This window comes from Orrella marina (assembly GCF_003058465.1).
GTDB lineage: Bacteria > Pseudomonadota > Gammaproteobacteria > Burkholderiales > Burkholderiaceae_B > Algicoccus > Algicoccus marinus.
The window spans coordinates 3,969,405-3,983,261 of the sequence record NZ_CP028901.1 but is presented as its reverse complement, the minus strand read 5'-3'; the positions used below and the strand labels follow the sequence as shown (position 1 = coordinate 3,983,261).

Here is a 13,857-nt window from a genome sequence, read left to right as displayed (position 1 = left end):
TACCGGCATTAGCCCTTTGCCTTCAGGTCCCGCAAAACGTTACAAATGGCTCTTCTCGTGCACCGGGCTCAGCGTAGGCTTCGCACCCTTCGTGCTCTGTGTAAGGATCCTGCAAAACGGCGAGAAACGCCAGCAAGGGCTCGAAGTCCCGCTTGCGTGTAGCCTGCTCAAGTACATCCTCCACCAGATGATTCCTGGGAATGTAAAGCGGATTGGCCTTCTGCATGCGTGGCAGTGCGCTGCCATATCCGCCAGGCTGAGATTCAAGCCGGGCCTGCCAGCGATCCGCCCAATCCGACATGGCCGGACTCGGACGCTCAAAGTCGCTCAGAATACTATCCGTCGTTGCTGTTCGCTCTTGAACAGGAGTCTGCTCCTTGTTACGTACCGCGCTCGTGAGGCGCGCAAACGTCAGTGTGTAGTCGACCTTGTCTGCGAGCATGACCTCCAGCAGGTCATCTGCAATTGACTCATTCTCACCGAGCGACGCCAGACCGAGCTTGGCTGCCATCACCTCGCGCAAGGCATCCAGATAAAGTGGCTTGAACCCGTGAACGACTTTCTCGGCCTTGCTGACCGCCTTGTCTGGATCCGCATCAATTTGCGACAACAAGGCTTCGGCCAGTCGGGCCAGATTCCACTGTGCCATCGCTGGCTGGTTCTGGTAGGAATAACGCCCTGCGTGATCGATCGAACTGAACACGGTCTTGGGGTCAAACACATCCATGAAGGCACAAGGCCCGTAGTCGATGGTTTCGCCAGAAATGGTCATGTTGTCAGTGTTCATTACCCCATGAACAAAGCCAACTCGCATCCATTGTGCGATCAGTCTGGCCTGACGGCGAGTCACCGACTCGAGCAGCGCCAAAGCGGGATTATCGGCTTGAGCCAACTCCGGATCGTGTCGGGACAGAGCATACTGAATGAGTGCAGCAAGTGCCTCTGGGTCCTGTCTTGCCGCCGCGTACTGGAAAGTTCCCACGCGTAAATGGCTAGACGCCACACGGGTCAGGATCGCACCGTCCAGGACCTCTTCTCGCCAGACCCGGTCACCCGTTGCCACAACTGCCAGAGCCCGGGTCGTGGGCACACCAAGGCCATGCATGGCCTCGCTCACCAGATACTCCCGCAGCATGGGCCCGACAGCTGCCAGTCCATCACCTCGTCTGGAAAACGGCGTAGGGCCCGAACCCTTGAACTGGATGTCGAATCGCCTGCCATCGGGCGCCAGATGTTCACCCAGCAGAAGCGCCCGACCATCCCCAAGCATCGTGAAATGGCCAAACTGATGTCCCGCGTAAGCCTGCGCGATAGGTCTGGCATCCGGCGGCAGATCCTGACCACTGAATATTCTGGCCAGTGATTCTTCATCCAGTGCGCCAGTCTCCAGACCAAGACATTTCGCCAGTGACCGATTCAAGACAAGCAGACGCGGGTGATGCACCTGTTTTGGTGACTGCCCGACATGGAAGATGTCAGGCAGTTGTGCATAGCTGTGATCAAACCGCCAGTTCAGATGAGTCATGCCGGCAATGTCCTTTGCAATTCGAGGAGAGTCCGCTTATTGTGCATGACCGGCTGTACACGTGGCCGAAAAACCGGAGCGGTGTCAATGGCTTCTGAACCACCCCATGGCTAAATCCACGGGTTCTGAAGACATGCGTGCGAGGGGTATCCGGGCTCTCCGTCTGGCGACGTACAGCATCCCGGCCGGGACCTTGCACAAACCTTCTTTCCCGCGCGTTCTGGTAGCGGTTGCGCAACCGCCCAGCCCTTTGCGAGCCGGGACGGACTGTGCCCGTCTTGCGTGGCGTGCTTTGCCAGTAAGGCGCTATAGCAATCCCGCTGCACGAACCAGCGACGCTGTCCGTTCTCGATGCGCCAAACCAGGCGGCAGTACCTGGTGCTCGACCTCATGGCTTCGTGCAGGTAAGAATCCTGCTGTTTTGAAGGCAGTCGAGCCGGCAGCACCAGCTTGCCCCAGGTGACGCAACCAGTATCTCGATTCCAGCGGTTGCCAGCGACGTTATTCTTGCCTTCGACGAAATGCAGCGGGCGGTTCTGGTCCCTGAAGCGCGAACGGCCGTCAGTGCCAAAGGCGTATTCGGAGACCGCTTTCCAGACCCGCGTGCCGATCTTCCGGGTTTCGTGGGCACCGAGGCGATCACTGAACGCGGCGATACTCTGGACACCAAACGACGTGGTAGTTACAGGAATACACCACCTTATTGCTGGACTAGTAGCGGATGCAATACTCAGACATGCAGCGATGATACTCAACCAGTCTCAAATAACAATAAAACCATCCGCTCACCCCATGACTACAGTCAGGGGCTTGCGCTCACAGTTGGTCACATCGCCGGGTCTAACGGTCTGCGACTGCTCTCAAACCGGATCAAGCGAAATGTTCAACCGCGTTCCCTGCACCACAATCCCACCCCGGTTGCCTGGCTCGACACTGCCGTAGCGTTGCGCAAACTCGGGAGGCAGCGGTCTGCCGTCGCCTGGGGCAAGCCAGAGACGGAACAGATGGCGTTTGCGTTCCGGCTCTGGCCAGTCCTCGAAATCAGACCGCGCGTGAAGAATCTGATGATTATGAATGAACTGGATGTCGCCAGGCCGGAAAGCCATCGACATGTTCAGGGCAGGATCATTAGCCAGTGTATCCATGTAGGCCAGCGCCTCGCGCTCTAGCGCAGTCAGACGTCGGGCTTGCGGGAAGTTCTCCTGCGCGCTACGGATGTACTGACCGGAGTAAATGGTTGTAAGCAACCCGCCGTACCAGTTAAAAACAGGCAACTCGAACCAGGGCAGCATCCCTGGCGGAACCTCGCCACGGCGATCGGTCGGAAAAGCATTGAACAGCACCTGTGCCAAATCCGGACGGGTACGCATCATTTCGTTATAGATCGAAACCGAGCTGACCAGGCGACTGTCGCCGCCCGCGCGCGCTGTGCGCAGTGACAGCAACCCAACGATGTCACACGAATCCGTATGATATTCAAGCGCCCGATTGGTCTGGTAGTAACGCGTGTTGGCGTCCCGGATGTCTCGTCCGATGTCACGTACGTGGCCAAGCAAATGGCCCTTTGCATTCTGTGACCGGAATGCACCCAGATAGGAACCCATGCCAAGGTAACCGATTGCACAGCCCTCCTGATCCAGCTGATCGACCGGAAACCCACGGATCAGGACAAATCCGCGCCCATGCTGCACCTCATTCAGAATCCGTCGAAGCTTGTCTCCGAGTGAGTCCAGCACAAAGGTTTGCGGGCTGATTTCGTCAAACGCGTGCTCACCCGCCCGAAACACCTGAATCGCTGACAGGATCTCCTGCACATCTGCCGCATCAAGTTCATGAATCCAGTCTGTCTGGTCGGTCATCTGCGGGCCGAGCCAGGCACTTGGTCCGGCGATCTGCTCTGGTCTGGTAGCGCTGGTGGATGATTCAGCCATCGGTTACTCCTGTTCGCGAATAATTTGACAAACCATTACGCACTCAGTATGACCGATCTGCCCCGATCCGATCCAGTCAGATTTGACAGCCACAACGGGACAGTCGATCGAGTCTGGACGTATAAGAGACACCCAGGGCACTGAGTCGGCGAGCGATCCGCAACTGCCGTGCAAAGGCGTGGCCAGAACGACACGCTATCAGGAAGCCTGGGAACAGCGGCTGAAACGGACCCTCGGTCGATCAGGGTTACTACGGCTGTTTGAGGTCGACGTAATGAACAATGCGTTCTGATACTTTGCAGCGCCCCACTCTCAAGCATGCCACGCAACGACACCCCGAAACTTTACGTCGCACCGCGGGCGCCGTACACGGCCGAGGTAATCGGACCAGAACGCCCCCACCAAAGAAATTGCCGACTCGTCATGCCACAAAGCAGCAAAATGAGTCGGCAACAAAGATTGGCGCCACGCCTGGAATCAACGTTAGATGGAACACGACACTGTTACTACCAAGTGCGCAACACCGGTTGTTCACTCGGCGCATTCTATCCCGCTAAATCCTGGCGTTTGTGCCAGAGCTGGCTTTCGCATGAAAGAATCACATCAGATACCTGTGCTCACACAGGTCCTGGATGCCAGATCCCATGCCCAGCGAAGATCAACGCACGATCAGGCGCGCTTGACCTTCTCCAGCATCTTGAACACACCCTTGGGCGAGTTGACAAAAAGACGCTTGAAAGCCTTGCCCAGACAACGGCGCTCGAGCGTATTGCGACGCACACGTTTACGTTCAGCCATTTGAATTCTCCAATCAGAAGACCGCTATAGTACTTCATTTCGTCCCACCTCTGCGACTTGTACCTTTTTATGAAACCATCGATTGACCTGTTCGGCGTCCGACAGAACAACCTGAAGAACCTTGATGTCAGCATCAAAACCGGGGAGCTGACGGTCATCACGGGCGTTTCCGGCTCCGGCAAGAGCTCGCTGGCGTTTGACACACTCTACGCCGAAGGCCAGCGACGCTACGTCGAGACCTTTTCTCCTTACGCACGCCAGTTCCTGGATCGTATGGACAAGCCTCAGGTCGATCGTATCGAGGGCATCCTGCCGGCTATTGCCATCGACCAGACCAATCCGGTACGTAATTCGCGCAGCACCGTCGGCACCATGACCGAGGTCAACGATCACCTCAAGCTCTTGTTTGCGCGCGCCGCCACGCTCTATTGCCGCGGATGCGGCAAACCTGTTCACAGGGACAATCCTTCATCGATCCTGGACAAGCTTGGGGCACGCTGTCAGGCGCTGCAAGACCCGCGGCTGGTGCTCACGTTCAGAATCGAGGTGCCGGCCAACTTCACGGAAGAAGAAGTCGAGTCATTCCTGCAGGCACAGGGGTATACGAGAATTCACGCATCGACTCCAGTACCTGTCACGCCTGAAGCCAAAGTCAAGACCCACAAGACCCGGCAAGACGCCCGAAAAATCCTGGATGTCGTGCAGGACCGGTTCCGGCTGGCAAACGCCGAGCCATCGCGAGTCACGGAAGCGATCGAAACAGCTCTGCGCATGGGCCAGGGTCTGATGAGCGTGCATGCCATGGGGGAGGAAGGTCAGGACCAGGCGGTCTGGCGCTTTAGCAGCCGCCTGCATTGCGCGGACTGCGACATGTCCTATTCAACTGCGGTACCCAGCAGCTTCTCGTTCAACTCGCCGCTTGGCGCATGCAACACCTGTCGCGGGTTCGGTCGCGTCATTGGCATCGACCTGGGGCTGGTGATTCCCGATGAATCCAGGACATTGGGCGAGGGAGCAATCAAGCCCTGGCAGACACCGAGCTTCAAGGAATGCCAGCAAGATCTGGAGAAGTTTGCCAGAAGGCAAGGCGTAAGCCTGAACACACGCTGGTGCGACTTGCCGCACGAGCACCGTCACTGGGTCCTTGCAGGAGATCCTCGATGGAGTGGTGGCAACAAAGCGTGGCAGACACAATGGTATGGCGTTAACCGGTTCTTCGAATGGCTGGAAACCAGGGCGTACAAGATGCACGTCCGGGTGTTGCTCTCGAAGTACCGCAGCTACACGCCCTGCCCGGACTGTCAGGGTGCCCGTCTCAAGCCTGACGCCTTGCTATGGCGCCTGGGACAAGTGAGTCACACAGGGACCCGTCTACCCGGCTACAACATTCACGATCTCATGGGCATGCCGATTGGCGATCTGAGATCATGGTTTGGAACCCTCACCTTTCCTGATCAGATCATGGACGCTGCCATGGACCTGGTCCTGAAGGAGGTCTCGACCCGATTGAAGTTTCTTTGCGACGTCGGACTGGGATACCTGACACTGGACCGCCAGAGCCGCACATTGTCAGGCGGTGAGGTCCAGCGAATCAATCTGACCACCGCCCTGGGAACCTCGCTGGTCAACACACTGTTTGTCCTGGATGAACCGTCAATCGGGCTGCACCCCAGAGATATGCATCGCGTTGTCGAAGTCATGCATCGCCTGCGGGATGCGGGAAACACACTGGTGGTAGTCGAACACGACCCACAAGTGATGGTGGCAGCAGACAGGATCATGGACATGGGGCCAGGACCCGGCGAGCGTGGCGGCCAGATCGTGTTTGATGGCACTGCGCAGGCACTGCGGCAAGCTGACACACTCACCGGCAACTATCTCGGCGCACGTCTGCACATCGAGGCACCCAGACCACTGGCAGTTACCGACCGCACGCCGCGTTTGCTGCTTGAGGGGGTCAACGCCCACAATCTTAAGAACGTCGATGTTCATATTCCGCTCGCACGTCTGGTGTGCGTCACAGGCGTCTCCGGGTCGGGCAAGTCGACGTTGATCGAGAATGTTCTGTACCCGGCGCTATTGAAGCACTTTGGGAAACCCACCGAGTCCCCTGGTTCATACCGGCATCTGCTGGGCGCAGACCAGATCGCTGACGTGGTGATGGTGGATCAGTCTCCCATCGGCAAGACGGCCCGATCCAACCCGGCCAGTTATGTTGGCGCATTTGATGCCATCCGCAAGCTGTTTGCTCAAGCCCCGATGGCACGCGAGCGCCAGTACACGGCCGGCACCTTCAGTTTCAACAGTGGCGATGGACGCTGCCCGACCTGCTTAGGAACCGGATTTGAACACGTCGAGATGCAGTTCCTGTCAGACGTCTATCTGCGCTGCCCGGATTGCGATGGCAAACGGTTCCGTCCCGAGATCCGGGAGGTGCGTATCGAGCACCTGCAGCGCAGTGCCTCGATTGACGAAGTACTGGACATGACCGTGAGCCAGGCGATCGAATTTTTCAAGGGACTACGAGATGTGCAGGTCTCTCTTGCGCCGCTAGCTGATGTCGGACTGGAGTACGTCAAGCTCGGCCAACCCATCCCCACCCTGTCCGGTGGCGAGGCGCAGCGCCTGAAGCTTGCGGGCCATCTGGCCCAGGCTTCGCGCAAGGGCAGCAAACAGCCACTGGCACAAAAAGCCAATCTTTTCCTGTTTGACGAACCCACAACCGGGCTGCATTTTGATGATGTGGCGCGACTGATGCGCGCATTCAGAAAGCTTCTGGGTGCAGGCCACTCACTGCTGATCATCGAGCACAATCTGGATGTGATCGCGGCATCGGACTGGATCATTGATCTGGGCCCGGAGGCAGGTGCAGCGGGCGGTGAGATCGTGGCGCAAGGCTCTGCGGATGAACTCGCCACACACGCATCGTCCCACACCGCACGCGCTTTGCGCGAGTACCGACAGCAGATCGTGACCGGGCAGCCGAGCACCATGCTCAATCCATCATCTGGCAGATCTGCATCTGACAGCAACGCATGTGGCACACCACTGCAGAACCTTGTCAGGCGCGACCGTGCGGGAGTTTCCAGCATCGATATCCTGCACGCACGCGAGCACAATCTGCGCAACATCAGTGTCAGCATTCCGCACGGCAAGTTCACCGTGATCACTGGTGTCTCAGGCTCAGGCAAGTCCACACTGGCTTTCGACATCCTGTTCAACGAAGGCCAGCGACGCTATCTGGAATCCATCAATGCCTACGCGCGGGCCATCGTGCAGCCAGCAGGCAAGCCGGACGTCGATGCCATTTACGGCATCGCACCGACCGTGGCCATCGAGCAGCGGACCAGTCGCGGCGGCAGAAAATCCACCGTTGCAACCATGACAGAAATCCACCACTTTCTGCGGCTGCTATACATGAAGCTCGGCACCCAGTATTGCCCGCAGTGCCAAGTCCCGGTTGAGCCCCAGAGTGCCGACCAGATCGCAGCGCAGGTCCTGCGTGAACATCACGGCGAACACATTGGCGTGATCGCCCCGCTGGTCACTGCGCGCAAAGGCTACTACACCGATCTGGCCAAATGGGCACAGGGAAAAGGGCACACTCACCTGCGGGTGGACAACGAGTTCATTGCAACGGATCCATGGCCCCGGCTCGACCGGTACAAGGAACACACAATCGAGTTGCCAGTCGCTGACCTGATCGTGGACAAGAACAACGAAGCCGCTTTGCGGGACGCCCTCGACACCGCGCTACATCACGGACAAGGCACAGTCTCGATCCTGTGGCCGCTAGATCGAATCAAGACCGATCTGCAGGCCACTCTGAACCAGAAGCCGTTCTCGACCCGACGCGCGTGCCCGGGCTGCGGCCAGAGCTTCCCGGAACCTGATCCACGGATGTTCTCCTACAATTCCAAGCACGGCTGGTGTCAGAGCTGCTTCGGGACAGGTGTCCGACTCAGTGGCTTCGATGCGGACCAATCGGGTGAGGAGACCATCTGGAACGAAAGACAGAGCGACGAACTGCAAATCTGCGACAGCTGTCATGGCACCCGGCTCAACCCGGTCTCCCGGGCGGTGCGATGGCGCGATTATTCAATCGCGCAGCTGGCACAAATGTCAGTTCGCGAGGCTCAAGTCTTCTTCACGGGCCTGGGGCTAACGGGCAGAGACGCGCAGATCGCACGTGACATTCTGAGCGAGATCCAGGCACGGCTGAGTTTCATGCATGAGGTGGGGCTTGGATATCTGGCGCTAGACCGGGCCGCCCCCACGTTATCCGGCGGTGAGGCCCAGCGCATCAGGCTGGCGGCCCAGCTCGGCTCCAACTTGCAGGGCGTCTGCTATGTGCTCGATGAACCCACCATCGGGCTGCATCCACGTGACAACCGTATCCTGCTCAACGCCCTGCAGCGCCTGCAGAACAATGGCAACACGCTAGTGGTGGTCGAACACGACGACGACACGATCAGTCGCGCTGAACACATCATCGACATCGGACCCGGTGCGGGCGTGCGAGGCGGACAGGTCGTAGCGCAGGGCACCCTGGAGGACATCAAGGCGAGCCCGGACTCAGTCACAGGCCGTTATCTTCGAGATCCCCTGCGTCATCCGATCGAACCCAGACGCCCAGTCGATAACGCCGCTTCGTGGATCGAAATCCAGGGAGCCTGTCTACACAACCTGCGTCATGTGAATGCCAGGGTGCCACTTGGACGACTGACCGTCGTGACCGGCGTCTCCGGTTCAGGCAAGTCCACTTTGGCACGTGACGTGCTGCTGACCAATCTGTCTCGCGCACTCGGCGCACCGGACGGCAAGCCGCAATGGACGGGTTGTGAGCGAGTCAGTGGCTGGGATGCGGTCGAGCGGGTTCTCGAGGTTGACCAGACCCCCATCGGCAAAACACCGCGCTCATGCCCAGCCACCTATATCGGTTTCTGGGACGAGATCCGCAAGCAGTTTTCAGAGACACAGGAAGCTCGTATGCGGGGCTGGAAATCCAGCCGTTTCTCGTTTAATTCCGGAGACGGACGTTGTCCGGTCTGCGAGGGCCAGGGAATGAGAACTGTCGAGATGAGCTTTCTGCCGGACGTCAAAGTTCCTTGTGATGCCTGTGACTCCGCGCGCTTTAACCCCGACACACTGAGTGTTCAGCTACGCGGCAAGAACGTGGGCGAAGTCCTCAACATGGAGGTCGATGACGCGTTGAATTACTTCACCGTACATCCCAAAGTCCTCAACCCGTTACAGCTGATGCAGGACGTGGGCCTAGGGTATCTCACGCTCGGTCAGCCCTCCCCCACCTTGTCTGGAGGCGAAGCGCAACGAATCAAGCTAGTCACCGAACTGGCCAAGGCACGTGTGAACAAGGCATCGAGGCAGCCAGTGCGGGCCAGCCGTGCGCCGAACACGCTCTACGTGCTCGACGAGCCGACGGTCGGGCTTTCGATGGCCGATGTTGAAAAGCTGATACACGTCCTGCACCGCCTGGTCGAGGCCGGGCACACGGTTGTGGTCATCGAACACAATCTTGATGTCATCGCCGAGGCGGACTGGGTGCTGGATCTTGGCCCGGAAGGTGGAACCGAGGGCGGTCAGCTGGTTGCACAAGGATCGCCCGAAACACTTGTTCGCGACTATTCGGACTCACACACTTCACATGCCCTCAGACCGCTGCTGGAGAAGGTTACGTGATCTGCTGGTTTGAAGACAGGGCGAACGGCTCGCGAATCGCCCTGGAAGGATTTGTCGAGCGTATCGGCATTACCCGCGCCGAAGACATTCAGGACTCACTGGCTCGTATCGAACATGCTCAGGCCAGCGGGCACTGGGTCGCGCTGGTCATCGAATACGAGTTTGGGCAATGGCTGGAACCATCCATCAGAGAGGGCGAGTCAGATCTTGATGGCAGTCAGCCTGCGGACGTTAATGCAGAGCGACTGACTGCCCTGGTATTCAAGCGTTCCCGCACAGGGTCGATTGCAGCCATGAATGATCGGGCGGGCACCCTGAAAACCCCGGTAGCCACCACTGCAGCGGATCAGACCACCCGGGCAAGGCCTGTGTCCGGGCAGATTGTTCGTGCCAGAACCGGTATCGCCGAAACGGATTATCTCGGTATGGTTCAAGAGATCCGTGCACTGATCGCAGCCGGCGAGGTTTACCAGATCAACGCAACGTTCCCGATTCATGTCGAGACAATCGGGTCGACGCTCGATTTGTACAACTGTCTCGCTGCGACCAGCCAGGCCAGGCATTGTGCCTACATCGAAGACCCGCAACGAGGCAGAACCATTCTGTCGCTTTCCCCGGAGCTGTTCGTGTATCGGGAAGGGAATATGCTTGTCACTCGACCGATGAAAGGAACGGCTCCGCGTGTGCAAGGTGATGTGAAAGCGGATCAGGCAATGGGTGAGAGTCTGCGCAACAGTAGCAAGGACAGAGCAGAAAACCTGATGATCGTGGATCTGTTGCGCAACGATCTGGGCCGTCTGGCGGTAACCGGCAGTGTCACAGTCGATCCGCTGTTTGAGCTTGAAGCGTATCCGAGTGTCTGGACGCTGACATCCACCATCAGCGCGCAACTCAAACCTGGGTGCAGTCTGCTGGAGACTCTGCAAGCTCTGTTTCCCTGCGGGTCCATCACCGGCGCCCCCAAGATTGCTGCCATGCGCCACATCAAACGACTTGAAAGGCGAGATCGCGGGGTCTATTGTGGCAGTGTCGGCTGGCTCGCACCGGATGGCCGGATGTCACTGAACGTAGCCATTCGCACGCTGGTGATTGATCGCGACGGCCAGGGTGTCTACGGAGTCGGAGGCGGTATCGTCTACGACTCTATCCCCGAGAACGAATGGCAGGAATGTTTCTGGAAGGCAAGAATCCTGGGCGTGAATTGTGAAACCTGAACTGATTGAGACCATGCTTGCGGACCCGCAAGGACGTATTGCCTTGTGGGATCTGCACATGCAACGGCTTGAGGGGTCAGCCCGGGTACTGGGGTATGTCTGTCCCGACCCGTCTGCGCTATGCAGCATCGCCAGAAAAGCTATCGACCAGGCACAGACCAGTGACGCCAATACCCGAGGCTCAACCGATGCAGATGCCGGTTGGCGAGTACGGCTTTTAATGAGCAGCACAGGGAGCGCCACCGTCACCGTCACGCCCCAGCCAGCCCTGACCTCCAAACCGGGGGTTGTCCTGTCCGCATATGCGCTCGACAGTTCGCAGGGCTGGTTGCGTCACAAAACTACACATCGTCCCTGGTACACCAGCGCAACCGCCTGGCTGCAACGCAGACCGGACTACTTCGATGTACTGTTCTGCAACGAACGGGGCGAACTCTGTGAAGGCAGTCGCAGCAATGTCTACCTGAGAATCGATGGTCAATGGCTGACTCCTCCTCTTTCAAGTGGCCTGCTGCCCGGGGTCTGGCGCCGCAAGCTGCTCGACGAGGGCCAGGTCAGGCAAGCCATCCTGCCGGTTTCATACCTGACGGCAGATGCCACGGTACGTCTGTCAAACGGTCTTCGTGGCTGGTTTGATGTCCGACCCGACCTGACTCTGAAGGCATCCTGAACCATGCTGGCCGCCATTCTCGGTATTGGACAGATTTGTTCCTGGGGAACGCTTTACTACAGTTTTCCGCTGATCGTGCTCGGCATGGAGCAGGACCTGGGCTGGACCAAGGCACAACTCTATGCTGGCGCAACACTGGGCTTGCTGGTCACAGCCATGCTGAGTTACCCGGTCGGGGTTGGTATTGATCGCGGCTGGGGGAAATGGATCATGGGAGGCGCCTCGCTTGCCGCCATGGCCGTACTTGGCTGGTGGTCTGTCACGGAAAGCCTGCTCGCCTTTTATGTCATCTGCGCCCTGTCTGGTGCGGTTCAGGCCGCCATCCTGTATGAGCCCGCGTTTGCCGTGCTCGCTCGTCGGGTCGGACCTGCCAACGCCCGCGGTGGCATCACTCATATCACCTTGTGGGGCGGATTTGCGTCAACCGTATTCGTTCCTGTCACCGGTACTCTCATCACCCATTTCGACTGGCGCACAACCCTGCTGTTGCTGGGTCTGGTCAACGTTGTGTACGGGCTGATCTACCTGGCCACTATCCGGCCCGACAAGGACATCGAACACGCACAGAACGCGCAGATGCGACACGAGCATGCCATGCGTGACCGGCAGATCGTCAGAGACAATCTGCGCAGCCGGTTGTTCTGGATCCTGCTCATCGCGCTGACCGTTTACGCCGGAAGCTTCTCGGCTTTCACCTTTCACATGTATCCCATGCTTCAGGAGAAAGGACTGTCTGAGTCCGATGTGGTGCTGGCGATCGCCGTCATCGGTCCCGCCCAGGTCGTGGGACGGATTCTGATTACGGTCTTTGCCAGGGAGATGCCCTTGCGTATCGTGGGTGCGATTCTGATCGGCGTGTTCCCCGTGACCTTTGCACTTCTCTACCCTGCCATCCTTAGTGTCTGGACAGTAGCTATCTTGTTCGCAGTCTACGGTCTGGTCAACGGGATCTTCACGATCGTACGCAGCTTTATGGTGCCGGAAATGCTTAGCAAGCACGCTTACGGTGCATTGAACGGCATCATCAACGTCTGTGCCACGATCGCGCGCGCGATCATGCCCCTGGCTGCCGCCTGGATCTGGGAGGCTGGCCAGTCGTATCAGCCCGTCATTGCAGCCATAGCAGGCCTGAGCGTGTTGCTGGCCGCCACTTTCTGGCTGGCAGTATGGTGGTCCAGACCAGCCCGGATCAGTCAGTCCCAGCCGCGCCAGCCCACATAAGCCTTGGGCAAAGGTCTGGCATAATCGCCACGCTTGGACGTCCCCACTTTGAGGGTGGCGAGCGCCTGCGCAAAAGTCACGGCTGCAGCCACCCCGTCAATGACTGGAACGCCGAGCCGCTGCTGCATAGTCTGGCAGGCACTGGCCATGCCCGCACACCCCAGAACAATCGCACCACTTCGGTCTCGCTCAAGCGCCTGCTCGGCCACCTGCACCATCTGTTCAAAAGTCTCGCCATTGCAGTCTTCCAGCTCCAGCACTGGAATGTCGGTTCCGTGAATGCCACGGCAGGCACGTCCAAAACCGTAACGCTGGACCAGATGTTCGGCAATGATGCAGGTTCGCGACATCGTCGTCACAACCGAGAATCCTGTAGCGACCATGCTTGCCGCATGAAACGCTGCCTCGGCAATGCCCAGAACCGGTGCATCACTCGCCTCGCGCGCACCATCAAGGCCCGGGTCACCGAAACACGCGATCACGATGCCATCGGGTGACCAGTCCCGGGCATCACGTACTTGTTCAACCACGGCTGCCGCAGCAATCACCTCATCAAAATGTCCTTCGATTGATAGCGGTCCGAACGCGCCGGACACTGTCCGGATCTCGGTACCTGCCGCAGCAATCGCGCGTGCAGCGACATCAATCGAGTGGGTCATTTCGACCGATGTGTTGGGGTTAATGACAAGCAATTTCAAGTTGGACTCCAGTCAGAAAGGTCAGGGGCACTCCGGTCATTGGCACGGTTCTTGCTGCATCGCAAACGCCACGGGGGATTTATTCATGCAGGCTGCACTA

9 protein-coding genes are annotated in these 13,857 nt (G+C 58.5%); 4 read left to right on the top strand and 5 right to left on the bottom strand.

All coding sequences use genetic code 11. The annotated features are described in order from the left end of the window. Positions 1 to 22: 22 nt before the first annotated feature. From DBV39_RS18115 to DBV39_RS20360, 4 genes are all read right to left on the bottom strand, one after another. Positions 23 to 1,525 carry a protein adenylyltransferase SelO gene (locus DBV39_RS18115; RefSeq protein WP_108622793.1) on the bottom strand — a complete coding sequence of 501 codons (1,503 nt, stop codon included), beginning with the start codon at positions 1,523 to 1,525 and terminating at the stop codon, positions 23 to 25. Positions 1,526 to 1,635: 110 nt separating this feature from the next. Beyond that, positions 1,636 to 2,280: a hypothetical protein gene (locus tag DBV39_RS19620; protein WP_159079029.1), complete on the bottom strand. Its 645-nt coding sequence runs from the start codon at positions 2,278 to 2,280 to the stop codon at positions 1,636 to 1,638. Between the two features lie 105 nt (positions 2,281 to 2,385). Beyond that, positions 2,386 to 3,456: a TauD/TfdA family dioxygenase gene (locus DBV39_RS18110; RefSeq protein WP_108622792.1), complete on the bottom strand. Its 1,071-nt coding sequence runs from the start codon at positions 3,454 to 3,456 to the stop codon at positions 2,386 to 2,388. Between the two features lie 669 nt (positions 3,457 to 4,125). Next, entirely contained in the window at positions 4,126 to 4,254 is a 129-nt protein-coding gene (locus DBV39_RS20360) for a hypothetical protein (RefSeq protein WP_265416015.1), read from the bottom strand. Positions 4,255 to 4,323: 69 nt separating this feature from the next. On the opposite strand from DBV39_RS20360, the gene uvrA reads away from it, so the two are divergent. The 4 genes from uvrA to DBV39_RS18090 are packed head-to-tail and all read left to right on the top strand — an operon-like array spanning position 4,324 to position 13,059. Then, complete coding sequence (gene uvrA / locus DBV39_RS18105) at positions 4,324 to 9,954, top strand: excinuclease ABC subunit UvrA (RefSeq protein WP_108622791.1); 5,631 nt, start codon at positions 4,324 to 4,326, stop codon at positions 9,952 to 9,954. Beyond that, a complete protein-coding gene (gene pabB / locus DBV39_RS18100; protein WP_108622790.1) occupies positions 9,951 to 11,168 on the top strand; it encodes an aminodeoxychorismate synthase component I in 1,218 nt (405 codons plus the stop codon). Before uvrA ends, pabB begins: the two co-directional genes overlap by 4 nt. Then, positions 11,158 to 11,838, top strand: a complete 681-nt coding sequence (locus DBV39_RS18095) for an aminotransferase class IV (RefSeq protein ID WP_108622789.1) — start codon at positions 11,158 to 11,160, stop codon at positions 11,836 to 11,838. Before pabB ends, DBV39_RS18095 begins: the two co-directional genes overlap by 11 nt. Positions 11,839 to 11,841: 3 nt before the next feature. Continuing rightward, the gene (locus tag DBV39_RS18090) at positions 11,842 to 13,059 is read left to right on the top strand and encodes an MFS transporter (RefSeq protein ID WP_227870704.1); all 1,218 of its coding nucleotides are present in this window, start codon (positions 11,842 to 11,844) and stop codon (positions 13,057 to 13,059) included. Here DBV39_RS18090 and DBV39_RS18085 read toward each other — a convergent pair. Then, complete coding sequence (locus DBV39_RS18085; RefSeq protein WP_227870703.1) at positions 13,032 to 13,757, bottom strand: aspartate/glutamate racemase family protein; 726 nt, start codon at positions 13,755 to 13,757, stop codon at positions 13,032 to 13,034. The genes DBV39_RS18090 and DBV39_RS18085 overlap by 28 nt on opposite strands. Positions 13,758 to 13,857: the final 100 nt, after the last annotated feature.